24 protein-coding genes are annotated in these 25,138 nt (G+C 63.7%); 4 read left to right on the top strand and 20 right to left on the bottom strand.

Annotated elements, in window-relative coordinates:
* Positions 1–24: 24 nt before the first annotated feature.
* From BM382_RS14115 to ppc, 5 genes are all read right to left on the bottom strand, one after another.
* On the bottom strand, positions 25–885 hold the full coding sequence (locus tag BM382_RS14115; RefSeq protein ID WP_026020060.1) for a DUF72 domain-containing protein: 861 nt from the start codon (positions 883–885) through the stop codon (positions 25–27).
* Positions 882–1,184, bottom strand: coding sequence for a hypothetical protein (locus tag BM382_RS14110; RefSeq protein ID WP_015634315.1), 303 nt, complete (start codon positions 1,182–1,184; stop codon positions 882–884). Before BM382_RS14110 ends, BM382_RS14115 begins: the two co-directional genes overlap by 4 nt.
* Positions 1,185–1,370: 186 nt before the next feature.
* Positions 1,371–2,045, bottom strand: coding sequence for a tRNA (adenosine(37)-N6)-threonylcarbamoyltransferase complex dimerization subunit type 1 TsaB (gene tsaB / locus BM382_RS14105; RefSeq protein ID WP_019093910.1), 675 nt, complete (start codon positions 2,043–2,045; stop codon positions 1,371–1,373).
* A 90-nt stretch (positions 2,046–2,135) separates the two neighbouring features.
* Complete coding sequence (adk, locus tag BM382_RS14100) at positions 2,136–2,783, bottom strand: adenylate kinase (RefSeq protein WP_015634313.1); 648 nt, start codon at positions 2,781–2,783, stop codon at positions 2,136–2,138.
* Positions 2,784–3,072: 289 nt separating this feature from the next.
* Complete coding sequence (gene ppc, locus BM382_RS14095; protein WP_072443123.1) at positions 3,073–5,703, bottom strand: phosphoenolpyruvate carboxylase; 2,631 nt, start codon at positions 5,701–5,703, stop codon at positions 3,073–3,075.
* 204 nt (positions 5,704–5,907) lie between these two features.
* Here ppc and BM382_RS14090 point away from each other — a divergent pair, with 204 nt between their 5' ends.
* From BM382_RS14090 to BM382_RS14080, 3 genes are all read left to right on the top strand, one after another.
* Positions 5,908–6,252 (top strand): pilin assembly protein, encoded by a 345-nt coding sequence (locus tag BM382_RS14090; protein WP_072443121.1) that lies wholly within the window; start codon positions 5,908–5,910, stop codon positions 6,250–6,252.
* 288 nt (positions 6,253–6,540) lie between these two features.
* Positions 6,541–6,954: a DUF4398 domain-containing protein gene (locus BM382_RS14085; protein WP_011059493.1), complete on the top strand. Its 414-nt coding sequence runs from the start codon at positions 6,541–6,543 to the stop codon at positions 6,952–6,954.
* Between the two features lie 53 nt (positions 6,955–7,007).
* A complete protein-coding gene (locus tag BM382_RS14080; protein ID WP_011059492.1) occupies positions 7,008–7,796 on the top strand; it encodes a lipotoxin F family OmpA-related lipoprotein LptF in 789 nt (262 codons plus the stop codon).
* A 112-nt stretch (positions 7,797–7,908) separates the two neighbouring features.
* Here the strand turns inward: BM382_RS14080 and BM382_RS14075 are convergent, their stop codons facing one another.
* The 7 genes from BM382_RS14075 to prfB form a co-directional block, all read right to left on the bottom strand.
* Positions 7,909–8,235: a PA3694 family proteiin gene (locus BM382_RS14075; RefSeq protein ID WP_011059491.1), complete on the bottom strand. Its 327-nt coding sequence runs from the start codon at positions 8,233–8,235 to the stop codon at positions 7,909–7,911.
* Positions 8,232–9,158, bottom strand: coding sequence for an alpha/beta hydrolase (locus tag BM382_RS14070; protein ID WP_072443119.1), 927 nt, complete (start codon positions 9,156–9,158; stop codon positions 8,232–8,234). Before BM382_RS14070 ends, BM382_RS14075 begins: the two co-directional genes overlap by 4 nt.
* 117 nt (positions 9,159–9,275) lie before the next feature.
* Entirely contained in the window at positions 9,276–10,553 is a 1,278-nt protein-coding gene (locus BM382_RS14065) for a flavohemoglobin expression-modulating QEGLA motif protein (protein WP_011059489.1), read from the bottom strand.
* Positions 10,554–10,588: 35 nt separating this feature from the next.
* The gene (locus BM382_RS14060; RefSeq protein ID WP_011059488.1) at positions 10,589–11,134 is read right to left on the bottom strand and encodes a hypothetical protein; all 546 of its coding nucleotides are present in this window, start codon (positions 11,132–11,134) and stop codon (positions 10,589–10,591) included.
* A gap of 88 nt (positions 11,135–11,222) precedes the next feature.
* Entirely contained in the window at positions 11,223–11,939 is a 717-nt protein-coding gene (locus BM382_RS14055; protein WP_011059487.1) for a TetR/AcrR family transcriptional regulator, read from the bottom strand.
* Between the two features lie 105 nt (positions 11,940–12,044).
* Positions 12,045–13,547: a lysine--tRNA ligase gene (gene lysS / locus BM382_RS14050; protein WP_011059486.1), complete on the bottom strand. Its 1,503-nt coding sequence runs from the start codon at positions 13,545–13,547 to the stop codon at positions 12,045–12,047.
* Between the two features lie 112 nt (positions 13,548–13,659).
* A protein-coding gene (gene prfB / locus BM382_RS14045; protein WP_100255254.1) for a peptide chain release factor 2 occupies positions 13,660–14,755 on the bottom strand; the annotation gives its coding sequence in 2 pieces (ribosomal slippage) (positions 13,660–14,682 and positions 14,684–14,755; 1,095 coding nt in all).
* A 188-nt stretch (positions 14,756–14,943) separates the two neighbouring features.
* Between prfB and BM382_RS14040 the strand changes: the two genes are divergently transcribed.
* A complete protein-coding gene (locus BM382_RS14040; RefSeq protein ID WP_015634307.1) occupies positions 14,944–15,459 on the top strand; it encodes a hypothetical protein in 516 nt (171 codons plus the stop codon).
* A 5-nt stretch (positions 15,460–15,464) separates the two neighbouring features.
* Here BM382_RS14040 and BM382_RS14035 read toward each other — a convergent pair whose 3' ends face one another.
* The 8 genes from BM382_RS14035 to BM382_RS14000 form a co-directional block, all read right to left on the bottom strand.
* Entirely contained in the window at positions 15,465–16,466 is a 1,002-nt protein-coding gene (locus BM382_RS14035) for a response regulator (RefSeq protein WP_011059483.1), read from the bottom strand.
* A 48-nt stretch (positions 16,467–16,514) separates the two neighbouring features.
* Positions 16,515–17,525 (bottom strand): chemotaxis response regulator protein-glutamate methylesterase, encoded by a 1,011-nt coding sequence (locus BM382_RS14030; protein ID WP_011059482.1) that lies wholly within the window; start codon positions 17,523–17,525, stop codon positions 16,515–16,517.
* Positions 17,522–19,852 (bottom strand): hybrid sensor histidine kinase/response regulator, encoded by a 2,331-nt coding sequence (locus tag BM382_RS14025; protein ID WP_072443117.1) that lies wholly within the window; start codon positions 19,850–19,852, stop codon positions 17,522–17,524. Before BM382_RS14025 ends, BM382_RS14030 begins: the two co-directional genes overlap by 4 nt.
* Positions 19,849–20,535 carry a chemotaxis protein CheW gene (locus BM382_RS14020; protein WP_015634305.1) on the bottom strand — a complete coding sequence of 229 codons (687 nt, stop codon included), beginning with the start codon at positions 20,533–20,535 and terminating at the stop codon, positions 19,849–19,851. Before BM382_RS14020 ends, BM382_RS14025 begins: the two co-directional genes overlap by 4 nt.
* Positions 20,532–21,806 carry a CheR family methyltransferase gene (locus BM382_RS14015; RefSeq protein ID WP_041116174.1) on the bottom strand — a complete coding sequence of 425 codons (1,275 nt, stop codon included), beginning with the start codon at positions 21,804–21,806 and terminating at the stop codon, positions 20,532–20,534. Before BM382_RS14015 ends, BM382_RS14020 begins: the two co-directional genes overlap by 4 nt.
* Complete coding sequence (locus tag BM382_RS14010; protein WP_019093916.1) at positions 21,803–22,339, bottom strand: chemotaxis protein CheW; 537 nt, start codon at positions 22,337–22,339, stop codon at positions 21,803–21,805. Before BM382_RS14010 ends, BM382_RS14015 begins: the two co-directional genes overlap by 4 nt.
* Positions 22,339–23,961, bottom strand: a complete 1,623-nt coding sequence (locus BM382_RS14005) for a methyl-accepting chemotaxis protein (RefSeq protein ID WP_011059477.1) — start codon at positions 23,959–23,961, stop codon at positions 22,339–22,341. Before BM382_RS14005 ends, BM382_RS14010 begins: the two co-directional genes overlap by 1 nt.
* Positions 23,962–24,177: 216 nt before the next feature.
* The gene (locus BM382_RS14000; RefSeq protein ID WP_011059476.1) at positions 24,178–24,903 is read right to left on the bottom strand and encodes a tellurite resistance TerB family protein; all 726 of its coding nucleotides are present in this window, start codon (positions 24,901–24,903) and stop codon (positions 24,178–24,180) included.
* Positions 24,904–25,138 lie beyond the last annotated feature (235 nt).

The raw sequence follows: 25,138 nt of genomic DNA, 5'->3' as shown, positions 1-25,138 counted from the left end.
CCTGAAGAAGGCCGTGAAGGCGCTTCAGAGCAAGCCGAGTTGCTCCGCAGCGGGCTCTCTGTATAACTCAGGCAATGCGGGCAAGCCAGGCAAACGTTGCATCAGCCGGGCGTGAAAACGCCGCGCCAGTTCGGCCGCCAGACGGTTGTCCGAAGTGTGCAGGAACACGTAGGGCGTACGCCCCTCTTCGATCCAGCCGGCGACCTTGTCGATCCAGGGCTCAAGGAAAGGATCGTTGGCCTCAAGCTCCGGATGACCGATGAAGCGCACCTGGGGAAACTGGGTGAAGGCTGCGGGGCGCGGTGGCACCTTGGGCTTTTTCGACTGCGCATGCAGCACCGCAGGAGCGGTCGACGTGCAACTGAACAGGGCCCGCGGGTCGAGGCAGATACGTTCCACGCCACGCTCGCGCAGCAGCCGGTTGAGCATGCGTTCGGCATCGCCCTTGGTGAAGAACTCCGGGTGCCGCACTTCCACCGCCAGCGGCCGCTCCAGGCCATCGATGAACCCGGCCAGTTCCGCCAGACGCTGTGGCGCAAAGCTGGCCGGCAACTGCAGCCACAGCGGCGACACCCGCTCACCCAGGGGGCTGAGCAGCTGGATAAAGGACTCAGCGGCGCTCAACTGCTCGCGCAGGTCGCCGCCGTGACTGATGTCACCGGGGAACTTGGCGGTAAAGCGAAAGTGCTCGGGCATGATCTCGGCCCAGCGCTGCACGGTTCCGGGCGCCGGCCGTGCATAGAAGGTGGTATTGCCTTCGACGGCGTTGAAGACCTGGCAATACAGGCCGAGGAAATCATTGGGCCGGGCGTCTTCCGGGTACAGGTACTCACGCCAGGCGTTTTCGCTCCAGGAAGGACAACCGAGGAAATAAGGCAGCATCAGATATGCAGGTCGAGACCCACCACTTCCATATCCCAATCGACAAAGCCGGCGGTGGTCAGGTAGCTGGCCAGGGCGTTGGCCACGCTCTTTTTCATCGCCCGCTGGAAGATCATGTCCTGGGGGCGGGCGGGAAGATTGCCGGTACGTGGGGAAGAAGCCTGGGAACGGCTCTGGGCCGAAGGCTCGGGCTGCACTTCAATGGCGTCGGCATCGTCCAGGGACTCGTCTACCAGCGCACGGCCTTTGCGAGGCTTGCGCTTGATGGGGTAGGACTGAGAGGAGATGCCGTCTATACGCATACAGAAAAGCCCGGGGTCGATGATGGCAATTTAGCGGCACCGCTTCGACTTAGCAAATGCCCAAGTGATAACTAGAACACAGAAAAGCCAAAAGGTTTAAAACCGGGCAGGTTCAGGCTGAAAAAACGGACGATTGGCGGGCGTATGCAGGAGTTATCCGCATAACCGCGCACATTTGCTCTGGGTTCAACGGGCCTTGGGAGTAGCGACCTTGTCCCGCAGATAGACAGGTTGGGCCTGGTCGGCAACGATCGCCTCGCCGCGCTCCCAGGCAAATTGCGCCAGGGTCAGCAGGTCGACCGCATGCGGCAGCATGCCGGCGTCCTGGCCGCTGAGTTCGACGGCAATGCGCTCGCCATACCCCCAACCGGTGCCCGCGCCGAACCAGTCGCCGCTGGAACCTTCGGGCAGGGCCGCGACTTCCGGCGGCAATACCGCTTCCGCGCCCACCAGGCGCATCTCGCCGGCAACTTCCTGGTAGCAGCCCCAATAGACTTCATCCATGCGCGCATCGATGGCCGAAGCCACCTGGGTCGCGCCATGCTCGCGCAGAGCGCGCTGGGCCAGCACCGCCAGGTTGGATACCGGCAGCACCGGGCGCTCCAGGGCAAAGGCCAGGCCCTGCACCACGCCGATGGCGATGCGCACCCCGGTGAAGGCGCCCGGGCCACGGCCAAAGGCAATGGCCTCGACCTGTTGCAAGGTCACCCCGGCATTGGCCAGCAGTTCCTGGATCATCGGCAACAGCTTCTGCGCATGCAGGCGCGGGATCACCTCGTAATGGCTCGTGACCTTGCCGTCATGCAGCAAAGCAACGGAGCAAGCTTCAGTCGCGGTGTCCAGGGCCAGCAAGGTGCTCATTCGGGGTTCCATAGGCATTGAAAAAAGTGACGCATTATAAACAGCAACGGCCCGCAAGCGGGCCGTTCAACGATCAAACGCTCAGGCAACTCAGCTCAGGGCTTCGAGTACCTTGCCGGTGATCACTTCCACCGAACCGACGCCAGGGATATGGCTGTACTTAGGCTTGCCCTGGGTGGCAGCCAGTTGCTGGTAGAACTCCACCAGCGGCTTGGTCTGCGAGTGGTAGACCGACAGGCGATGACGCACGGTTTCCTCGGTGTCGTCCTTGCGCTGCACCAGGTCTTCACCGGTGATGTCATCCTTGCCGGCGATCTTCGGCGGGTTGTAGACGGTGTGGTAGACCCGGCCCGAAGCTTCGTGCACACGGCGACCGGCGATGCGCTGGACGATCTCTTCGTCGTCGACGGCGATTTCCACCACGTTGTCCAGCTCGACACCGGCCTTCACCAGCGCTTCGGCCTGGGGAATGGTGCGCGGGAAGCCGTCGAACAGGAAGCCATTGGCGCAGTCGGCCTGGCTGATGCGTTCCTTGACCAGATTGATGATCAGGTCATCGGACACCAGGCCACCGCTGTCCATCACGCTCTTGGCCTTCAGGCCCAGCTCGGTGCCGGCCTTGACCGCAGCACGCAGCATGTCACCGGTGGAGATCTGTGGAATACCGAACTTTTCGGTGATGAACTTTGCCTGAGTACCTTTACCGGCCCCGGGAGCTCCCAGCAGAATTACGCGCATCGATGTGCTCCTCAATTTTTTATTTAGAAACGCTCGGATTCGCCTCGTGGGGCCAATCTCAAAAATGGGGGTGTGGCCGCCCAAACGGCCAAAGGCTGATCAAGATACACAGCCGACACAGCGCACACAAGCAGTCGAAAGTCGGAGGAACCCGGCCCTTTTGTGCCCCATTGGCCGGGTAGAACAAGTCGCAACCCGACAACAAAGTGTCGCCAGATGAACCAGAACGACACCTCGCAATTGCCTTGATCGGGGCCGCCGCGCAGCTGGCCGGCAGCCCTCTCGCACCTCAGCCGGTATTGCGCAAGCCAGCGGCGATACCGGCCACGGAGACCAGCAACGCCTGTTCCACGGGGCTTCCTTGCGGCGCCTGCTGCTTGCGCGAGCGCGCCAGCAGCTCGGCCTGCAACAGATGCAGCGGGTCGAGGTAGGTGTTGCGCAGGCGGATGAACTCCAGGGTATCGGGGCTGTGCGCCAGCAGTTGCGACTGCCCGGTCAGGCCCAGGACCACCGCGCAAGCCTGCGACAATAGGTCGCGTAAATGCTCGCCCAACGGCAACAGTTCGGCCTCCACCAGGCGCTCGTCATAGGAGCGGGCAATATCCGCATCGGCCTTGGCCAGCACCATCTCCAGCATGTCGATGCGGGTGCGGAAGAACGGCCATTGCTCACGCATCTGCCCCAGCAGGTCACCCTCGCCACGGGCCAGGGCCTTGCTCAAGGCCGCTTCCCAGCCGAGCCAGGCGGGCAACATCAGGCGGGTCTGGGTCCAGCCGAAGATCCAGGGGATCGCCCGCAGGCTCTCGATGCCCCCGGCACGGCGCTTGGCCGGGCGGCTGCCCAGCGGCAGGCGGCCCAGCTCCTGTTCCGGAGTGGACTGGCGGAAGTACTCGACAAACTGCGGATTGTCCCGCACCACCTCGCGGTAGGCCCGGACGCCATCGGTGGCCAGCTCGTCCATCAGGTGACGCCAGGCCGGCTGCGGTGGCGGCGGTGGCAACAGAGTCGCCTCCAGTACCGCGGCCAGATAGAGGTTGAGGTTCTGCTCGGCGATGTCCGGCAGGCCGAATTTGAAGCGGATCATTTCCCCTTGCTCGGTGGTGCGGAAACGCCCCGCCACCGAACCCGGCGGCTGCGACAGAATGGCCGCGTGGGCCGGGCCGCCGCCACGCCCCACGGTGCCACCGCGGCCGTGGAACAGCAGCAGTTCCACCTGCTGCTCGCGGCAGATGTCCACCAGCCGCTCCTGGGCCCGGTACTGGGCCCAGGCCGCAGCCGTGGTGCCGGCATCCTTGGCCGAGTCGGAGTAGCCGATCATCACTTCCTGCGGCCCTTGCAGGCGCGAACGATAGCCCGGCATGTGCAGCAGTTTTTCCATCACCGGGCCGGCGTTGTCCAGGTCCGCCAGGGTCTCGAACAGAGGCACCACGCGCATCGGCCGCAGCACACCGGATTCCTTGAGCAGCAACTGCACCGCCAGCACATCGGAGGCCGCGCCGGCCATGGAAATCACATAGGAACCCAGGGACGCCGCTGGCGCACCAGCGATTTCGCGGCAGGTGGCGAGCACTTCGGCGGTGTCCGCCGAGGGCTTGAAATAGCCTGGCAACAACGGCCGACGGCTGCTCAGTTCGCGCATCAGGAAGGTGATGCGATCCTCCTCGCTCCAGTCCTCGTAACGCCCCAGGCCCAGGTAATCGGTGATTTCGGTCATGGCCGAGGTATGCCGGCTGGAATCCTGGCGTACATCCAGGCGCACCAGGAACAGACCGAAGGTCACTGCCCGGCGCAGACAGTCGAGCAGCGGCCCGTCGGCAATCACTCCCATGCCGCACTCGTGCAACGACTGGTAGCACAGCTGCAGCGGCTCCAGCAGGTCACGGTTGTTGTGCAACACCTCGGCGCCCGCCGGCACCGCCGCGCTGAGCGCCGCGTGGGCCCAGTTGCGGGTGGCCCGCAGGCGTTCACGCAATTGCTTGAGCAGCGCCCGATAAGGCTCGGCGCTATCTCCGGCCCTGGCCAGGAGCGCCGGGCTGGCCTGCTGCATGGACAGCTCGGCCGCCAGGTGGTCGATGTCCCGCAGGTACAGGTCGGCGGCCATCCAGCGCGCCAGCAGCAGCACTTCGCGGGTTACCGCAGCGGTGACATTGGGGTTGCCATCACGGTCGCCGCCCATCCACGACGCAAAGCGGATCGGCGCCGACTCCAGCGGCAGGTGCAGCCCGGTGGCCTCGAACAAGGCCTTGTCGGCCTTGCGCAGGTAATTGGGGATCGCCTGCCACAGCGAATGCTCGATCACCGCAAAGCCCCACTTGGCTTCATCCACCGGAGTGGGTCGGGTCCGACGGATTTCCTCGGTGTGCCAGGCCTCGGCGATCAAGCGTTGCAGGCGCTCCTGGATCTGCCCGCGCTCGGCGCTGGTGAGGTCACGGTGGTCCTGGGCCGCCAGTTGCCCGGCAATCGCATCGTATTTCTGGATCAGGGTGCGGCGCGCCACTTCGGTGGGGTGAGCGGTCAGCACCAGCTCGATTTCCAGGCGCCCCAGTTGCCGGGCCAGAGCATCGGCGCTGTGCCCTTCGGCCCGCAGGCGAGCCAGCAGCTCCGGCAGCACCCGAGCCTCGAAGGGTGCCGGCTGCGACTCGTCGCGGCGGTGGATCAACTGATACTGCTCGGCGATGTTCGCCAGGTTGAGGAACTGGTTGAAGGCCCTGGCCACCGGCAGCAGTTCGTCCTCGCTCAACTGGTCGAGGCTGGCGCTCAATTCGGCCCCCGGCGAGCCCCGGCGATCGGCCTTGGCGCCTTTGCGAATCTGCTCGATCTTGTCGAGGAAAGCCTCCCCGTACTGGTCGCGAATGGTATTGCCCAGCAGTTCCCCCAAGAGGTGAACGTCTTCGCGCAAGCGCGCATCAATATCGGTCATCGAGGTGTTCTCCAGCGGACTCAAGGCGGCACGGAAGGCTCAAGAGTGCCGCCTGCACACCTCGCTTAGCAAGCGTGGGGCAAAGCGCACCAAACCTTCGGCGATGCAGCTAGTCTCAAGCATAGGCCGCACGAGGGCCGCCTACCGGCCCCGGCCGGTCCACTCAACCCAGCCTGCCACGAGCAGGTGTTCATTGAGGTCATCATGAAAATCCGTGAACTTGCGCAACACTGGGAAGAAAACGCCAAGGGTCGCCTGACCCGGACCGGCTACCGGATTCACCTGGATGTGGAAGCCGCCGCACGCCTGGCCGCCCTTTCCGAGATGTACCCCAAACGCCAGACCGAAGAACTGCTCGGCGAACTGATCGGCGCCGCCCTGGAAGAGCTGGAGGCGAGCTTCCCCTACATCCAGGGCCAGCACGTCGTGGCCACCGATGAAGAGGGCGATCCACTGTACGAGGATGTGGGTCCCACCCCTCGTTTCCTGGCATTGTCGCGCCAGCATCTGCACCTGATGGCGAGCCAGTCCGACAAGCCCAAGCACTGAACTTCCACACTCCCGCGGTCACCTGACAATCATCCTTCCCGGCCCTGCAAAGGGTCGGGGATACCCCTGCGCACGGCAAAAGTTCCCGATCTAGAGCCCTGTCCGATGCGTCAGATTTTTTTCCGGCCAATCGCCATCTTTCTCTGAACTATTCAAAAAAGCCTCGGGTCACACCCATTAGCCATCACTGGAACGGCCGTTTCAAATTTTGCCATCAGCGCTCGTCGTCACTGAAGCGTCACGGCGCCAGAACCAGGATGGATTTTGATGTTTTCCAGGAGTTACCCAATGGAGTTGAAGACCATGAAGATCAGCACTGCCAAATCCTCGTTCACCTCTCTGCGCGGGCTGAAGCTGGCCGCGCTGGCCCTCGGTAGCAGCATGGTTCTGGCCGGTTGTGCCGGGAACCCGCCCACCGAGCAGTACGCGGTCACGCAATCTGCGGTCAATAGCGCAGTGAGCGCAGGCGGTACCGAATTTGCTGCCGTGGAAATGAAGTCGGCGCAGGACAAGCTCAAGCAAGCCGAGATTGCCATGCACGACAAGAAGTACGACGAAGCCCGTCGCCTGGCTGAACAAGCCGAGTGGGACGCCCGCGTAGCAGAGCGCAAGGCCCAGGCCGCCAAGGCCGAGCAGGCACTGAAAGACTCGCAGAAAGGCGTTCAGGAACTGCGTCAGGAAGGTATGCGTAGCGTGCAATAAGAAGCCGCCGCCGATTCCCACGTACTCGTATTTGATTGAAAGGACGAACCATTATGCGCAAACAATTGATGATCCCAGCCCTGTTGGCCATGAGCGTAGCCCTGGCGGCCTGCTCCACCCCGCCTAACGCCAACCTGGAAAACGCCCGCACCAACTTCTCCGCCCTGCAGGCCAACCCGCAGGCCAGCAAGGTCGCCGCCCTGGAAACCAAGGACGCCGCCGACTGGATGGACAAGGCCGACAAGGCCTACCTGAACAAGGACGACGAGAAGAAGGTCGACCAACTGGCCTACCTGACCAACCAGCGGGTCGAAGTGGCCAAGGAAACCATTGCCCTGCGCACCGCCGAAGCCAAGCTCAAGGACGCCGGCGACCAGCGCGCCCGCGCCATCCTCGATGCCCGCGACGCGCAGATCAAGCAGTTGCAGGACAGCCTCAACGCCAAGCAGACCGACCGCGGCACCCTGGTGACCTTCGGTGACGTGCTGTTCGCCACCAACAAGTCCGACCTGAAATCCAGCGGCCTGGTGAACATCAACAAGCTGGCGCAATTCCTCCAGCAGAACCCCGATCGCAAGGTGATCGTCGAAGGCTACACCGACAGCACCGGCAGCGATTCCTACAACCAGTCGCTGTCCGAGCGCCGTGCCGGCTCGGTGCAGATGGCTCTGATCCGCATGGGTATCGACCCGGCGCGCATCGTCAGCCAGGGTTATGGCAAGGAATATCCGGTGGCCGATAACGGCAGTGTTTCCGGCCGCGCCATGAACCGTCGCGTGGAAGTCACCATCTCCAACGACAACCAGCCGGTAGCACCACGTTCATCGGTCAGCCGCAACTGATCGGGGACCCTGCCTATATAGGCAGGTAAGACAAAACGCCGCCGACCTCTTCAGGTCGGCGGCGTTTTTTTATGCCGTTATCCATGTAGGAGCCGGCTTGCCGGCGAACAGATCACTGCTCCAGTTGCGGGGTTTCCTGCCCCATGCAGCGCACGGCCTGCTTCTTCTTGTTCACCAGCACCCCGGTCAGGCCTTTCTGCTGGGTGTCGAACAGCACCAGTACACCGTCGATGCACTGGGCCACTTCATCGGCCGGTTGCAGGGAGATCTTGTAGTCCTCGCCGGGCACGGTCTTGAGCATGGTGAAGTCGCTGAGCAGCAATGCATCCTCCGGTTTGGCGAAGTGCAGGTAGCCGTAGTACCACAGGCTGCCCACGGTGACGATGATGCTGCAGATACCGGTGATGATCATGGGAATGGCGTTGCGTTCTTCACTCATTGCGGACTCTCTGGAGGTTCAACTGCTGAATTCGGGGGCGTCGGGTAATTGGGGATCTCCCCCAGGCGGCGCAACCCGTCGAAATGCTGCGGATCATCGAGGTAGCGCAGCATCACGCGGCGCCAGGTCGGATCGGCAAAGGTTTGCACATGGCCGCCGCGGGTCAGCTGCAGGACCCTGGGCGGGGGCGCAGCTTGATACACACGGATGCCATTGGAAAGGGGCACGATGGGATCGTCGATGCTGTGGTAGATCAGTTTCGGCACCCCGGTCAGGCGCGGCATCGAGTGAATCGCACTGTCGGTGTCCGGCACCAGCCACGACAACGGCACCTGCAACGGCCAGGTCAACCAGGAAGTGCTCAGGGCATAGCGCCCGACATCGCGATAACTGGCCGGTACGCCATCGAGGACGATGGCCTTGAGCTGGGCCTGACGTTCGGGGTGCTGTACCAGGTAGTGGATGGCCAGGGCGCCGCCCAGGCTTTGCCCCAGCACGATCAATGGCTTGCCCTGCACTTCGGGGGCCTTGTCCAGCCACTTGAACGCGGCATCCAGATCCTGATAGATCGCCGGCAGGCTCGGTGCACCTTCGGACAGGCCATAACCGCGATAGTCCACCAGCAGCACCTGATAGCCCTGCTCCGGCAGCCACCAACTGCCCCCCAGGTGCCAGGCCAGATTGCCGCCGTTGCCATGCAGGTGCAGCACCGTGCCCTTGACCGCCACTCCGGGTTTGGCCGGCAGCCACCAGCCGTGCAGCTTGAGGCCATCGGCGGTGGTCAGGGTCACGTCACGGTATTCGAGCCTGGCCCGCTCAGGGGTGAAAGGCAGCCCGGGTTCGGGATAGAACAGCAACGAACTGCAGCCCTGCAGGCCCAGCAGCAGGGCAAATACCGCGCAACACTTCAGCAGCCGGCTCATCCGCAGCCCCCTGGCGTGCACCCGGATGGGCGCTGAAGGCCCTGCGGGCCTTGTCGCAGCCTGTGCCAGTGGCTACAGCTGTCTGTGGATACGTCCATGTGCGCCCCCCGGCAGAAGTCAAAGAATGTTGGAGTAGTCCGCCTCGATCCGGTCCAGGCTCAGGTGGTTGAGGAAGTTGGAGAAACACATCCAGGCCGACAGCGCGTTCATGTCGCGAAACTGTTCGGGCAGGTACTTGGGTGCCACCACCAGCCCTTCGTCCACCAGCTGGCGCAGGGTGCGCATGTCCTCGAGGGTGGTCTTGCCGCAGAACAACAGCGGCACCTGCTCCAGCTTGCCCTTGCGCACAGCCAGCTGAATGTAGTTGTAAACCATGATGAAGCCCTTGAGGTAGGACAAGTCTTTGGTAAACGGCAGCCCCGTGGGCACCGACCCGCGGAACACCCGGCTGGCATTGCCGTAGCTCTCGGCCATCTCGAAGCCCTGCTCGCGGAAGAACTCGAACACCTGCAGGAAGTCCGCGCCCTCCTCCACCATATGGATGGCCCGGGTGCGGTTGGTCAGCTTGCGCAAGCGGCTGGGGTAAGAGGCAAAGGTGATGATCTCCATCAGGATCGCCAGCCCCTCCTGGGTCACCGTGGACGAGGGCGGGCCCTTGGCCAGGAAGGTGCAGATCGGCTGGTTGAGGCCGTTCAGGGTGGTGCCCACGTGCACCAGCCCCTCATGGACTTCCAGGGCCCGCACGTCACGGTTGTTGAACATCGCATCGCTGCGGATCTTGATGTAGTCGGCGCCCGCCGCGGCGTCGGCGACGATACCGTCGGACTCGAACACCCGGATGGTTTCCTCGGCCTCGCCGAACACCTTGTTCAGGCGGCTCTGCAGCAGGCTCACGGCATCCTTGGCACTCAGGGTCTTGGGTTCGTCCTTGAGATCGCCCCGACCGTCGATGTTGTTCAGGTAATCGGACATCATCAGCCCCAGGTCCGCCAGGGTCGGGTCGCCGGCATGGAAGGCATCGGATGCGGCGCCGTACAGCTCCTGCGAGATCAGGCCGAAGTCGCCGGTACCTCGTGCTTCGAGCATGCGCACCACCATGCGGTATTCCTTGCACATGCGGCGCATGATCTGCCCCACCGGGTTGAACTGGCCCAGTTGGCGGGTGATGTCGCGCTCGATGTTCTGGAATTCCAGCTTCACCGCGCCAGAATCGAAAGAGAGTGGCCGCCCCTCGTAATAGGCGCGGTCCACCGCGGGCATTTCCTTGCCCTTGGCCTTGAGAAAGCCTTTGCGGACGTTCTCGTCCCACTTCACCGCATCCAGCACGCGGATCGGTGTCTGGGCCAGCACTATGCGATCGGACAAGGTGCGTATCGTCTGCTGGTAATCGTCCACCAAAAGCTCCTATTGAATGGGTCTGTAGCGCGGGGTCACTTGCCCACGCGCTTGAAGCGCGCCGCCTCGACGAACAAGTCGGAATTGGCGGGGTCGTCAAGGTAGGCGAAGACCTCGGGCAAGGGGCTGCTGATCAGCACGCCATCGCCTTCGGCCGTGGCCATGGGCTCACCGCTCAAGGCCTTTTGACCCAGGGCCTGGCGAATCTGTTCCAGGTCCAGGGTGTAAAGCACCAGTTCGTGCCTTGCCGTCAACTCGAAGCCGGCAATGCTGTAGTGCCCGCCAAAGGCCTGGGGCACCGCCGCCGACAGGTACCAGCGGTTGCCATGCCGGGACACGGTGAAATCATAGGTGTCCCGCGGGCGCGCCGTACCGCCTGGGTAACTCGAGGCACGGTAGCGGTTGGCGCCGATCTGGCTGAGCTGGATGTTCAGCGGCTCGCCCCAGGCATTCTTGCTGGCCCACTTGCCCAGCAATTGGGCAGGCGCCGCCTGCGCAGCCGGCAGCGGCTCCTTGAAGGCCACCAGGCAACCGCTGAGCAGCAGGAACGACAGGGCAATCAGGACGCGCCAGGCTTGCATGCAACTCTCCCATGAACACCAGAATCACTGTAGCCGCTGGCGCGGGCCGCGACCGCCAGGCCGCAGCCGGCAAGCCAGGCCGGGCGGCTCAGACCGAAGCCAGAACCAGATGCATGTAGCGCGTGAGGATGCCGAGCATCTCTTCTTCCACCAGCGGCTCGGCGCCGTTGAGCAGGCCCTGATATTCCATCCGGCCGATTATCGACGTCAATACCTTGGCATCCTGCTGCGGCTCCCGCGAGCCCAGGACCTGGAAAAACTGGCAAGTGCCGTGCAGCAGGATCTGCTGGTGCGAGCGCACCAGCTGCGCCAGGCGCGGGTTGAGCAAGGCTTCCTGGCGGAAGGCCTGTTCGGCCATCAAGTGTTCACGACGGGTACTCAACTGGCGCCGTACGTAATCGGCGGTCATACGCGCGATATCGTCGGCCAGTTGCGAGCGCGAGGCGGCGCTGCCGTCGCCATAGGCGACCATTTCCCGCAGCAGCCCCTCGTTGCTGGCCCACAGCTTGGCCATGAACGCCGCGCTGCGCTCCACGTACTGGGCAAAGGTATCGGTGAGCAGGTCATCGATATCCTTGAAGTAATAGGTGGTGGCCGACAAGGGCACACCGGCTTCGGCGGCCACCGCACGATGGCGCACGGCCCGCACGCCGTCACGCACGACAATGCGCATGGCGGCATCGAGAATGTCCTGTCTACGCTGCTCACTGCCTTGGCGGCTGGCCTTGCGGCCCTGGTACTGAACACTTTCAGCCACCGCAGTGGCGATGCCAGCTGCACCTTCTTGAGCAATTGCGCGGTTCACGACAGGTATTCCCTCTTAAAAATCACACAGAATTAGAAGCGGTACGTCAGTTCCAACCAGACAATAAAAAGCCGCCTGATGAAGGCGGCTGATTATTCAGAGCACTTAAGCTTGCGGCCGCATGTGCGGGAACAGGATCACGTCGCGAATCGACGGCGAGTTGGTCAGCAACATCACCAGGCGGTCGATACCGATGCCCTCGCCGGCGGTGGGCGGCATGCCGTATTCCAGGGCACGGACGAAGTCGGCGTCGTAGTGCATGGCTTCGTCATCACCGGCGTCCTTGTCCGCCACCTGGGCCATGAAGCGCTCTGCCTGGTCTTCCGCGTCGTTCAACTCGGAGTAGGCGTTGGCGATTTCGCGACCACCAATGAACAGCTCGAAACGGTCGGTGACGTTGGGGTTATCGTCGTTGCGACGGGCCAGCGGCGACACTTCGAACGGGTACTGGGTAATGAAGTGCGGCTGCTCCAGCTTGTGCTCCACCAGTTCCTCGAAAATCATCACCTGCAACTTGCCCAGGCCTTCGAAGCCCAACACCTTGGCACCGGCCTTCTTGGCGATGGCGCGAGCCTTGTCGATGTCGTTCAGGTCATCAGCGGTCAGTTCGGGGTTGTACTTGAGGATCGAGTCGAACACCGACAGGCGCGCGAACGGCTCGCCGAAGTGGAACACCTTGTCGCCGTACGGCACGTCGGTGCTGCCCAGGACCAACTGCGCCAGTTCGCGGAACAGTTCTTCGGTCAGGTCCATGTTGTCTTCGTAGTCGGCGTAAGCCTGGTAGAACTCCAACATGGTGAATTCAGGGTTGTGACGGGTCGAAACGCCTTCGTTACGGAAGTTGCGGTTGATCTCGAACACTTTCTCGAAACCGCCAACCACCAGGCGCTTCAGATACAGCTCAGGGGCGATACGCAGGAACATTTCCATGTCCAGCGCGTTGTGGTGGGTTTCGAACGGCTTGGCCGCCGCGCCGCCAGGGATGGTCTGCAGCATCGGCGTTTCGACTTCGAGGAAGTCGCGCTTCATCAGGAAGCTGCGGATGTGGGCGATCACTTGCGAACGCACGCGGAAAGTCTGGCGTACTTCTTCGTTGACGATCAGGTCGACGTAGCGCTGACGGTAGCGCTGCTCGGTGTCGGTCAGGCCGTGGTGCTTGTCCGGCAGCGGGCGCAGCGACTTGGTCAGCAGGCGCACATTGGTCATTTCAACGTACAGGTCACCCTTGCCGGAACGGGCCAGAGTGCCTTCGGCAGCGATGATGTCGCCCATGTCCCAGGTCTTGACGGAGGCCAGGGTTTCTTCGGACAGGGTTTTACGGTTGACGTAGACCTGAATGCGACCGGTCATGTCCTGGATCACCATGAACGAGCCACGGTTGAGCATGATGCGACCGGCAACCTTGACCGGGATTGCAGCCTCTGCGAGCTCTTCCTTGGTCTTGTCCGCGTATTTCTTCTGCAGATCTTCGCAGTAGTTTTCGCGGCGGAAGTCGTTCGGGAAGGCATTGCCCTTGGCGCGCTCGGCAGCAAGCTTTTCCTTGCGCAGGGCGATCAGGGAGTTTTCTTCCTGTTGCAGGGCTTGCGGGTCGAGTTGTTGGTCGCTCATGTCTTTTGAAATTCCATCACAGGTTCATTGCCCCCAGGCCTTCGGCCTGGAGATCGCCGGCAAGCCGGCTCCTACGGGATCGCACCGTGTCAGCCGATCCCGTATTGCAGTATTACAAGCCCGATTTCAGGCTGGCTTCCAGGTATTCGTCGATGTCGCCGTCGAGTACCTTGTCGCAGTCGCTGCGTTCGATGTTGGTGCGCAGATCCTTGATCCGCGACGCATCGAGCACGTAGGAGCGGATCTGGTGACCCCAGCCGATGTCCGACTTGGTGTCTTCCAGCGCTTGCGACGCGGCGTTGCGCTTCTGCATTTCCTGCTCGTACAACTTGGCCCGCAGCATTTTCATGGCGGTGTCCTTGTTGGCGTGCTGGGAACGTTCGTTCTGGCAGCTGACCACAGTGTTGGTCGGTACGTGGGTGATACGTACGGCCGAGTCGGTGGTGTTTACGTGCTGACCGCCGGCACCGGAGGAACGATAGGTATCGATCCGCAGGTCTGCCGGGTTGATTTCGATTTCCACCTTGTCGTCGATCTCGGGCGAGACGAAAACGGCGGAAAACGAGGTGTGGCGACGGTTGCCGGAGTCGAACGGGCTCTTGCGCACCAGACGGTGCACGCCGATCTCGGTGCGCAGCCAGCCAAAGGCGTATTCGCCCTTGATGTGCACGGTCGCACCTTTGATACCGGCGACTTCACCGGCCGACAGTTCCATGATGGTCGCGTCGAAACCGCGTTTGTCGGCCCAGCGCAGGTACATGCGCAGCAGGATGTTGGCCCAGTCCTGGGCCTCGGTGCCGCCGGAGCCGGCCTGGATGTCCAGGTAGGCGTTGTTCGGGTCCATTTCGTGGCTGAACATGCGGCGGAATTCGAGCTTGGCGAGGTTTTCCTCGAGACGGGCCAGCTCGGCGACGACATCGCCCACCGCGCCTTCGTCCTCTTCCTCGACCGCCATGTCCAGCAGATCGCGGCAATCGGCCAGGCCGCCGTTCAGTTCGTCCAGGGTCTCGACGATCTGTGCCAGCGCTGCGCGCTCGCGGCCCAGTTCCTGGGCGTATTCGGGTTTGTTCCAGACACTCGGATCTTCAAGCTCGCGATTGACCTCGGTCAGACGCTCATGCTTTTGATCGTAGTCAAAGATACCCCCGAATAGTTTCGGAGCGCTCGGACAGGTCCTTGATGGTGTTCAGGATCGGGTTGATTTCCATGGGGGGCGGCACTCGTTGGCGAACTTTTGAAAGCCGGAGATTATAACGGAATCACTGATTCACGGCAGCCCGCTTAGCGGCTTTAAGCGCAATTAGACCCGCTAATTTAAGCGCCAGGACCTATACAATCCGAGCGTGAATGCCACTTCTCGCACTCGATTGCCAGCAGAACCAGGAAACAGCCCGCCATGGAGAGAACCCTCAGCGACTCGCAAATCCGCTACATCAAGGCCCGCGAGCGTCGCAATCTCAGGGGAGCACAGGCATTCATATGCCTGTTCCTGAGCCTGTTCGTGCTGATCCTGCTGCAAGGGGTCTGGCTGTTGATCTCCCCACAGCTGGCCTGCGCCCTGCTGGTGCCGTGGGCGATCTTCCTGTGGTGGTGGGTCTTGCATCGTCTGAAAGGCCAGCAAAGCGAGGTGGCAGCCCGGACCCAGTGGCTGCAAGGCCAATTTAGTGCCACCTGGGTCTCCAGCCACAGAAATGGCCACTTCAGCTACAGCTTCGGTGACTACCCCATCGCCGCCTGCTGCCGGCTGAACAACCTCTTCAACGAGAAAAGGCTCGACCTGCACACCCGATACAGGGTCGAAGCCGCCCTTCTCACCTGCTCGCAAACCGCGAGCCACAGCTACTACCTGTTCGGCGACACCCTGGTCACCGTCCCTCGGGACCCGGCGACCGACGAGCAGCCTGGAAGCTGAGGCGGTTACTCGATCCCGACCTGGTTGCGGCCGTTGTTCTTGGCCAGGTACAGCCCCTTGTCCGCCGCCGAAATCAACTGCCGGCAATGGCTGTTGGGCTGCGGCGTTACGGTGGAAAGACCGATGCTGATGGTCAGGCTCGCGCCCTCCACCGGCGCGATATGGGGGATTTTCAAGGCTTCCACGGTCTGGCGCAGCTTCTCGGCCACCAGTCGCGCCCCGCCCGGCGAGGTATTGGGCAGCACCAGCACGAACTCTTCGCCGCCGTAGCGGGCCGGCAGGTCGGAAGGCCGGCTGCTGGCCTCGCGAATCGCCGTGGCCACCTTGCGCAGGGCTTCGTCGCCCTCCAGGTGGCCGAAGGTGTCGTTGTAGGTCTTGAAGTAGTCGACGTCGATCATCAACAGCGACAGCTGGCTCTGTTCACGCATCGCCCGCCGCCACTCCAGCTCCAGGTACTCATCGAAATGCCGGCGGTTGGACAGCCCGGTCAGGCCGTCGGAGTTCATCAGCCGTTGCAGCACCAGGTTGGTGTCCAGCAGTTGCTGCTGGCTGACCCGCAGGGCGCGGTAGGCCGCGTCACGCTGCAACAGGGTCATGTAGGAACGGGAGTGATAGCGAATGCGCGCCACCAGCTCGATGTTGTCCGGCAGCTTGACCAGGTAGTCGTTGGCCCCGGCGGCAAAGGCCGCGCTCTTGATCAGCGGGTCTTCCTTGGTGGAGAGAACGATGATCGGGATGTTCTGGGTCGCCGGGTGGTTGCGGTACTCGCGCACCAGGGTCAGGCCGTCCAGGCCCGGCATCACCAGGTCCTGGAGAATCACCGTGGGCTTGATGCGGATCGCCTGGGCAATGGCCTGGTGCGGATCGGCGCAGAAGTGGAAATCGATGTTTTCCTCGTTCGCCAACCCACGCCGCACCGCTTCGCCGATCATGGCCTGGTCGTCCACCAGCAACACCATGGCGGCATTTTCGTCGGTCTTGAATTCGTCGAGCTGTAAGTCATTCATGGGTTGTCACCTGAATTGCTACCTGGCCAGGACAGCTGCGTTTATCAGTCATTTGGCAAATATCTCCAGCAAACGTGGAGCGATCTTGTCCAGCGGGCGAATCTCTGAGGCGGCGCCGATGGCAGCGGCCGCCTTGGGCATGCCATACACCGCACTGCTGTTCTGGTCCTGGGCGATGGTCAGATAACCCTGATCACGCATCAGCTTCAAGCCCTGGGCGCCGTCACGGCCCATGCCGGTCAGCAGCACCCCCACCGCATCGCCATTCCAGAAACTGGCAACGCTCTCGAAAAACACATCGATGGAGGGCCGGTAGATCTCGTTCACCGGCTCGGCGGTATAGGCCAGGGTGCCGTTCTTCAATAGACGGATATGATGGTTGGTGCCCGCCAGCAGGACCTTGCCGCTTTGCGGCGGCTCGCCTTCCCGGGCCAGGCGCACCTCCAGGCCGGAGGCACTGCTGAGCCATTCGGCCATGCCTGCGGCAAACACCTGATCAACGTGCTGGACCAGCACGATGGCGGCGGCAAAGTCCTTTGGCAAGCCCTTGAGCAACACTTCCAGAGCCGCCGGCCCACCCGCGGAGGAGCCAATGGCCACCAGGCTCTGGCGTGGCGCACCGCTGCGCAGTGGCTGGGGCGCGGAACGCACCCGGCTGCCGCGCTGGCCGATCAGCCAGCCGATATTGAGGATCTTGCGCAACAGTGGCGCCGCCGCTTCCTGGGCATTGCCCGCGCCCAGGGCCGGCGTGTCCACCACATCCAGCGCGCCGTGGCCCATGGCTTCGAACACCCGGTGCACATTCTGCTGGCGATCGACGGTGACGATCACGATGGCGCACGGCGACTCGGCCATGATCCGCCGCGTGGCCTCGACGCCATCCATCACCGGCATGATCAGGTCCATGAGAATCAGGTCCGGGGTCAGTTCGGCACAGTACTTCACCGCTTCCGCACCATTGGTGGCGACCCACACCACCTCGTGGCTGGGGTCGAAGGCCAGGGCACGGCGCAGGGCCTCCACGGCCATGGGCATGTCATTGACTATCGCTATCTTCATGCCCGCGCTCCTCCAATCAGTTCCACCACTGCATCCAGCAGGGCGTCGTCATGGAAACTGGCTTTGGCTAGATAATAGTCGGCACCGGCATCCAGTCCACGGCGCCGGTCTTCCTCACGGTCCTTGTAGGACACCACCATCACCGGCAGGGACTGCAGGCGATTGTCACGACGCAGGAGTGTGACCAATTCAATTCCATCCATTCGCGGCATGTCGATGTCGGTGATCAACAGGTCGAAGCTTTCCGAACGCAAGGCATTCCAGCCATCCATGCCATCCACTGCCACCGCCACGTCGTAACCGCGGTTGATCAGCAGCTTGCGTTGCAATTCACGCACCGTCAGCGAATCGTCCACCACCAGAATACGCTTGCGCGCGGCCTGTGCGTGCTGCTGATGGTTGCGCGCAATGCGCTCCAGACGCCCGGTATTGAGCAGTTTGTCCACCGAGCGCAGCATGTCCTCGACATCCACGATCAGCGCCACCCGGCCGTCATCGAGCAGGGCTCCGGCGGAGATGTCCTGAATCTTGCCCAGGCGGTCGTCCAGCGGCAGCACTACCAGGGTGCGCTCGCCGATGAAACGCTCCACGGCGATCCCGTACACCGCATCGCGCTCGCGGATCACCACCACTTTCAGAGTTGGCGCGCTTTCCTGGGTTGCCGGCCGCTGCAGCAACTGGCTGGCGGCGACCAGGCCGACATGCCGGCTTTCGTGCCAGAAATGCTGGCGCCCTTCCACCTGGACGATGGCCTCGGGCTCCAGGTCGCACATGCGTTCGATATGGGCCAGCGGGAAGGCGTAGGCCTCGTCGCCGACCTCCACCACCAGGCTGCGTACCACCGACAGGGTCAGCGGCACCTCCAGATGGAAACGGCTGCCCTGGCCAGTGTCCTGTTCCAGCACCACCGCCCCGCGCAGCTGACGCACCATGTGCTGCACCGCATCCAGGCCGACGCCGCGACCGGAGACCTCGGTGACCTTGTCCCGCAGGCTGAAGCCCGGCAGGAACAGGAAGGTCAGCAACTCGTCCTCACTGAGCTGGGCCGCGGTCTGCGCCGGCGACAACTGGCGCTCGACAATGCTCTGGCGCAAACGCTCCAGATCGACCCCATTGCCGTCGTCACTGAGTTCCAGCACCAGCAGACCGGCCTGGTGGGATGCCCGCAGGCGAATCACCCCTTCCGCCGGCTTGCCCGCCAGCAGGCGCTGCTCCGGCAGTTCGATGCCGTGATCGACGGCGTTGCGCAGCAAGTGGGTCAGCGGCGCTTCGAGTTTTTCCAGCACATCGCGGTCGACCTGGGTCTTCTCCCCCTCGATCTCCAGGCGTACCTGCTTGCCCAGGCTGCGACCCAGGTCGCGAACCATGCGCACCTGGCCGGTGAGTACGTCGGCAAAGGGCCGCATGCGGCAGGCCAGCGCGGTGTCGTAGAGCACCTGGGCGCGCTGGCTGGCCTGCCAGCCGAATTCGTCGAGCTCGGCGGTTTTCTCCGCCAGCAACTGCTGGGATTCGGCCAGCAGGCGCCGCGCATCCGCCAGGGCCTCCTGAGCCTCCAGGCTCAAGGCATGTTCCTTGAGGTGCAGGTTGAGGTTTTCCAGGGCGGTCAGGCTGTTGCTCTGGATCCGTCGCAGGCGCTGCAAGGTGGCCAGGTAGGGCTTGAGCCGCTGGGTTTCCACCAGGGATTTGCTCGACAGGTCCAGCAGGCTGTTGAGACGTTCGGCCGTGACCCGCAGCACCCGCTCGCCGCCTTCGGTCATGCGCTTGCCCGGGCGAGCGGGCTCATGGGCGGGTTCGCTGGCAGCCAGCAGCACGGGCTCGGCCTCGGCCTCGGGCTCGCCCAGGAACGCTCCATGGGCTTGCACCGGGGCTTGCGGTTGTGCGATTGGCAGCTCCGGTACTGGCGGTTCCGGCATTTGCGCCGCCGGCATCGCGGCCCCTGGGGTCAACAGGCGCTCCATCAGGGCCACGTACAACGGGATGTCCGCGGCGACCAGCTCCGCACCGCCCGGGGTGGCGATGCGCATCAGCAGGTCGGTGCCCTGCAGCAGGGCATCGATATGCTCGGGCTGCAGGTACAGCCGCCCTTCCTGGGCGCTCACCAGGCAGTCTTCCATCACGTGGGCAACGCTGACCCCGGCATCGACCCCGACAATCCGCGCCGCGCCCTTGAGGGAATGGGCTGCGCGCATGCAGGCTTCCAGCTGGTCGGCCTGGGTCGGGTTGCGCTCCAGGGCCAGCAGCCCGGTGCTGAGCACCTGGGTCTGGGCTTCGGCTTCCAGGCTGAACAGCTCCAGCAGCGAGGCGTCGCGCATCTGATCGGGGGTCATGTCAGGCTCCGGGTCACGGCCGCGAGCAATTGCTCTTCGTCCAGCAGGCGCAGGCTGCGCCCCTGCCATTGCAACACGCCACGGGTGTACTTGGCATTGGCCTGCTCGCCGGAGGCCGAGGCGCCGTTGAGGATGCGCTCGTCGATGGCGTGGATGCCGTGCACTTCGTCCACCGGCACCACCACCGGGCCTCCGGCGGCGCCGATGATCAGCATGCGCGGCATCACCCGTCCTCCCGCCGGCGCGGCCGGGGAAGGATCCAGCCCCAGAAGCTCGGTCAGCGACAAGCAGGCCACCAGCGCCCCGCGGACATTGGCCACCCCCAGCAGGGCGCGCGAGCGCTGGTGCGGCAAGGAATGAATCGCCTGCTGCGGTGCCACTTCCAACAGGCAGCGGGTCGGCAGGCCCAGCCACTCTTCGCCGAGGCGGAACATCAGCAGCGAGCGAGTGACCACATCGCTGTCGGCCTCCAGCACCACCGAATGCTCGCGGTCCTCCTGGCGCAACGAATAGCGGTCCAGCAGGCGGGTGGCGGCGGCCGAATACACCGAGCAGTTGCGGCAATGAATGTGCTCGGCCAGCAACGGGCAGGACTTGTCGCCATGGATACCGATGCGGTTCCAGCAATCATCGATGGCCTGCGCATCTTCACGGGTGACGTCCAATGAATAGGGATGGCTCATCGTTTCAACTCACTGTCGGCAGAGCGAACGCTGCGGGCCGCGCGCTCCTGCAATCGTTGGGCCCCGGCCACATCACCCTGGGAAGCCAGCAGCGCGCCCAGGTGCGCCAGAGCTTCGGGGTGCTGGGGCGCCAGGTACAGGGCCTTGCGGTAGTAACCCTGGGCTTCCATGGCGTTGCCGGCCACATCACTGAGCAGGCCCAGCCAGTAGAACACCTGGGCCACCGGCTCGTGCTGCTGCAAATAACGCTCGCAGGCGGCACGGGCCTCGGCGCTCTTGCCCTCGTTGGCCAGGGCGGCAATGGTGGCCAGCAGGCTGGCGGCATCGCTTTCCATCAGCGCGCCGTCGCTCAACGGCGCCGCTACCGGGCGCCTGGCGAACGGCCGTGGGCGCGGCGCCGGGGGCACCACGCTGCGCACGGGAACCGGCAGCGGCAAGGGTTGCGGCAGCACCACCGGGGCCGGCTCGGGCTCATGGTGGCGGCTGAAGGCGAAGGACTGCGGGATGCCGATGGAGCGCATGCCCAGGCGGCCCAGGAGGCTGCCTTCGGCGGGGCCGATGAACAGCACGCCCTCTTCATGGGTCAGGCGCTTGAGCACCTCGAACACCTGGCGCTGGGTCGGCTGGTCAAAATAGATCAGCAGGTTGCGGCAGAACACGAAATCGAAGGCCGGTTCACTGGCCAGCAAGCCCGGATCCAGGACATTGCCTACCTGCAACCGCACCTGCTCACGAACCCGCTCGCTCAGGCGATAACGCTCGCCTTCTTCAGGGTTGAAATGCCGCTCGCGAAACTCGATGGGCTGGCCGCGAAAGGAATTCTTGCCGTACAGCGCAGCCTTGGCCCGCTCCACCGACAACGGGCTGACGTCCAGGCCGTCGACCTTGAACTGATGCGGCGCCAGGCCGCCATCGAGCAGGGCCATGGCGATGGAATAGGGCTCCTCGCCGGTGGAGCACGGCAGGCTCAACAGGCGCAGGGCCCGCATGCCCTTGATCTGCGCCAGCCGCGCCTTGGCCAGCTTGACCAGGGTAGCGAAGGATTCCGGATAGCGGAAAAACCAGGTTTCCGGAACGATCACCGCTTCGATCAGGGCCTGCTGCTCATCCCGCGAGCCTTGCAGTTTCTGCCAGTACTCATCGCTGCTGCGGGCATACAGGGCATTGCAGCGCTGGCGTACCGCGCGCTCGATGATCGCCGGCCCCACGGAGGCGACATCCAGGCCGATACGTTCCTTGAGGAAATCGAAAAATCGTTGCTCCTCGCTCATCGAGGCTCCTCAAGCGATGCCGGATCCAGGGGCACGGCGGGAAACAGCAGCTCACGCACCTTGAGAGGCAGCAGGTCGTCGACCCGCACCCATTGCAGCAGGCCCTGGGCGTCTTCGCGCACCGGCCCCAGGTATGGCGCCTGGCAGTTGTCCAGGCCATAGGGCTGGAACTGCGCCGGGTCGCAGCGCAGGGTGTCGTTGGCCTGCTCCAGCAACAGCCCGAGAATCCGCGCCGGCTGCCCGGCATCGCCACGGTAGTGCACCAGCACCAGCCGGGTACTGGTGCGCAACTGCGCCGGGCGGCCGAAGGTCAGCTCGCACAGGTCGATGACTGGCACCACCACGCCGCGATAGGCAAACACCCCGGCCACCCAGGACGGCGCCTGTGCAATGGGCTTGAGCTGCAGGCGCGGCAACACCTCCACCACATCCACGGCCTGCAGCGCATAGCGCTCCTGGCCGATGCGGAACACCAGGAACAGAGCATTCCTGGCACCAGTTGCGCCGTTGCGCTTGTGCGCGAGCTCATCCATCAGACTTTGAAACGCGAAACGCCGCTGCGCAGCCCCACCGCCACCTGGCTCAGCTCGTCAATGGCAAAGCTGGCCTGGCGCAGGGACTCGACGGTCTGGCTGCTGGCATCCCCCAGTTGCACCAGGGCATGGTTGATCTGCTCGGCACCCGTGGCCTGGGCCTGCATGCCCTCATTGACCATCAACACCCGCGGAGCCAAGGCCTGGACCTGATGGATGATCTGCGACAGCTGTTCACCCACCTGCTGCACCTCGGCCATGCCGCGGCGCACTTCCTCGGAAAACTTGTCCATGCCCATGACCCCCGCCGACACCGCCGACTGGATCTCACGGACCATCTGCTCGATGTCATAGGTGGCCACTGCGGTCTGATCCGCCAGGCGCCGCACTTCAGTGGCGACCACGGCAAAACCACGGCCGTACTCGCCGGCCTTCTCGGCCTCGATGGCGGCGTTGAGCGACAGCAGGTTGGTCTGGTCGGCGACCTTGACGATGGTCACCACCACCTGGTTGATGTTGCCGGCCTTCTCGTTGAGGATCGCCAGCTTGGCGTTCACCAGGTCTGCCGCGCCCATCACCGAGTGCATGGTGTCTTCCATGCGCGCCAGGCCCTGCTGGCCGGAGCCGGCAAGCACCGAGGCCTGGTCGGCGGCGCTGGACACTTCAGTCATGGTGCGCACCAGGTCCCGGGAGGTCGCGGCGATCTCCCGCGAGGTGGCGCCGATTTCCGTGGTGGTGGCGGCCGTCTCGGTGGCGGTGGCCTGTTGCTGCTTGGAGGTGGCGGCGATCTCGGTCACCGAGGTGGTGACCTGCACCGAGGAGCGCTGGGCCTGGGACACCAGGGCGGTGAGCTCGGTCATCATGTCGTTGAAGCCGGTTTCCACGGCGCCGAACTCGTCCTTGCGGTCCAGGTTCAGGCGGCCGCTCAGGTCACCGGTGCGCATGATTTCCAGAATGCTCACGATGCGGTTCATCGGCGCCATGATTGCGCGCATCAGCAGCAGGCCGCAGAGCCCGGCAGCCAGCACCGCCAGCAGCAACGACACGCCCATGCTGACCTTGGCCGCGGCCACTGCATCGTCGATGGCGGCGGTGGCGGAGTCGGCCACGGCCTTGTTTTCGCTGATGATGTCGTTGAGTTTCATCCGCCCGGCGGTCCAGGCCGGGGTCAGTTGCTCATTGAACAGGCGGATTGCCTCGGCCTCCTGGCGACGCTGGTGCAGATCGAGCACGGCGGCCTGGATGCGGTTGAACTCTTGAAGATCCTTCTCGAAGGCATCGAACTCGCTCTGGTCCTCGCGGCTGTTGATGGTCTGCTTGTAATTGGTCATCTGGGTCTGCAGGCGTTCTTCGAAGGCCTTGAAGTCCGCCTTGTCCTCGGCGCTGATGTCCTGATTCTGCTTGAGGCCGATGATTTCCTGGGTCTGCAGGTAGGTGTCGACCCAGGCGCTGCGGATCATCGAACTGAAATAGACCCCGGGCACCGCGTCATTGCGCATGCGCTCTTCACCGGATTCGATCTTCAACAGCCGCGAGTACGAGACGACGACCATCAACAGCATGATGGCGATAATCACCGCAAAGCTCGCCAAAATGCGTTGGCGCAACGTCCAGTTCTTCACAGTCAGTCCTCGAGGCCATTCAAAAATGTGGGGAGTATAGCCGAGGACGATGCAGGTTTTATGGGTGGTTTAGCACCACGGTTGGCACTTTCGATAAATTTGTGCACCCGCTCTGGATGGCGGCTCAGCGGCAGTTTTATCACCCCAGCCAAGGCAATTCGGCAAATACACCCGGCAGAACCGCCATCCCTGGCGAACGGCACTCCCAACACCGCTTCAGAGGTTGTTCTGGCGCACCTGGTTCTCCAGTTCGGCCTTGAGCCCCGGCGCCAGTTGCAACTGGCGCGCCAGCTCGTCCAGGTAGGCTTTTTCCATGAAGTGCTCTTCATCCACCAGCATCACGCTGGCCAGGTACATTTCCGCGGCCATTTCCGGCGTGCTCGCGGCCCGGGCGACATCCGCCGGGTCCAGGGGCTTGTTCAGTTCACTGTGCAGCCACTGCTGCAATTGCGGGTCGTTGTCCAGCTTGCGGAACTCGCCCTCGATCAGCGCCCGCTCGCGCTCGTCCACATGGCCGTCGGCCTTGGCCGCCGCCACCAGCGCCTTGAGGATCGCCTGGCTGTGCAATTCCACCTGCTGCGCCGGCAGGCGGTCCAGGGTCTGGGGTTCGCTGCGCGGGGCGGCGCCCTGCTGCGCCTGCCAGTTGCCGTAGGCTTTGTAGGCCAGCACGCCGAGGGCCGCGAGACCGCCGTAGGTCAAGGCCTTGCCGCCGTACTTGCGGGCCTTCTTGTTGCCCAGCAGCAGGCCCATGGCCCCGGCTGCCAAGGCACCGCCACCGGCACCGGAAAGCAGCCCACCGAGGCCGCCGGACTGGCCACCGAGCAAGCCGCCGAGGCCGCCCTGCGAGCCCTTGCCGTGCTCCGCCGGCGCTGCGCCTGCCTTGTTCTGCAGCATTTCCTGGCCGGACCTGAGTAATTGATCGAGCAATCCACGGGTGTTCATCTGCTGCCTCCGGAAAATAGGTGTCATGTCGACACATAAGGCTGTAAGCCTAGAGAGAAGTGCCCGGGTCGATGCGGCGATAGTGCTTCTGAATGTTGCTTTGCCCGGCCTGGAACACCGACGTCGCCCCACTGGATTGGCGCCCCGAGTTACGGCACTATCCGCCTCCTGAAAAGCACCGGCGCCACTGCCCGGACTCACCCCATACCTTCCGGCAGCAAGGATGCGCCCATGC

It is taken from the genome of Pseudomonas sp. NFPP25, from assembly GCF_900116505.1.
GTDB classification, from domain to species: Bacteria; Pseudomonadota; Gammaproteobacteria; order Pseudomonadales; family Pseudomonadaceae; genus Aquipseudomonas; species Aquipseudomonas protegens.
This window is presented reverse-complemented; position numbering and strand designations above follow the sequence as displayed.

Coding starts and splice junctions, on each gene's coding strand:
- BM382_RS14110 (WP_015634315.1), bottom strand. CDS start 1,184: ATGCGTATAGACGGCATCTCCTCTCAGTCCTACCCCATCAAGCGCAAG.
- tsaB (WP_019093910.1), bottom strand. CDS start 2,045: ATGAGCACCTTGCTGGCCCTGGACACCGCGACTGAAGCTTGCTCCGTT.
- adk (WP_015634313.1), bottom strand. CDS start 2,783: ATGCGCGTAATTCTGCTGGGAGCTCCCGGGGCCGGTAAAGGTACTCAG.
- ppc (WP_072443123.1), bottom strand. CDS start 5,703: ATGACCGATATTGATGCGCGCTTGCGCGAAGACGTTCACCTCTTGGGG.
- BM382_RS14090 (WP_072443121.1), top strand. CDS start 5,908: ATGAAAATCCGTGAACTTGCGCAACACTGGGAAGAAAACGCCAAGGGT.
- BM382_RS14085 (WP_011059493.1), top strand. CDS start 6,541: ATGGAGTTGAAGACCATGAAGATCAGCACTGCCAAATCCTCGTTCACC.
- BM382_RS14080 (WP_011059492.1), top strand. CDS start 7,008: ATGCGCAAACAATTGATGATCCCAGCCCTGTTGGCCATGAGCGTAGCC.
- BM382_RS14075 (WP_011059491.1), bottom strand. CDS start 8,235: ATGAGTGAAGAACGCAACGCCATTCCCATGATCATCACCGGTATCTGC.
- BM382_RS14070 (WP_072443119.1), bottom strand. CDS start 9,158: ATGAGCCGGCTGCTGAAGTGTTGCGCGGTATTTGCCCTGCTGCTGGGC.
- BM382_RS14060 (WP_011059488.1), bottom strand. CDS start 11,134: ATGCAAGCCTGGCGCGTCCTGATTGCCCTGTCGTTCCTGCTGCTCAGC.
- lysS (WP_011059486.1), bottom strand. CDS start 13,547: ATGAGCGACCAACAACTCGACCCGCAAGCCCTGCAACAGGAAGAAAAC.
- BM382_RS14040 (WP_015634307.1), top strand. CDS start 14,944: ATGGAGAGAACCCTCAGCGACTCGCAAATCCGCTACATCAAGGCCCGC.
- BM382_RS14035 (WP_011059483.1), bottom strand. CDS start 16,466: ATGAATGACTTACAGCTCGACGAATTCAAGACCGACGAAAATGCCGCC.
- BM382_RS14030 (WP_011059482.1), bottom strand. CDS start 17,525: ATGAAGATAGCGATAGTCAATGACATGCCCATGGCCGTGGAGGCCCTG.
- BM382_RS14025 (WP_072443117.1), bottom strand. CDS start 19,852: ATGACCCCCGATCAGATGCGCGACGCCTCGCTGCTGGAGCTGTTCAGC.
- BM382_RS14020 (WP_015634305.1), bottom strand. CDS start 20,535: ATGAGCCATCCCTATTCATTGGACGTCACCCGTGAAGATGCGCAGGCC.
- BM382_RS14015 (WP_041116174.1), bottom strand. CDS start 21,806: ATGAGCGAGGAGCAACGATTTTTCGATTTCCTCAAGGAACGTATCGGC.
- BM382_RS14010 (WP_019093916.1), bottom strand. CDS start 22,339: ATGGATGAGCTCGCGCACAAGCGCAACGGCGCAACTGGTGCCAGGAAT.
- BM382_RS14000 (WP_011059476.1), bottom strand. CDS start 24,903: ATGAACACCCGTGGATTGCTCGATCAATTACTCAGGTCCGGCCAGGAA.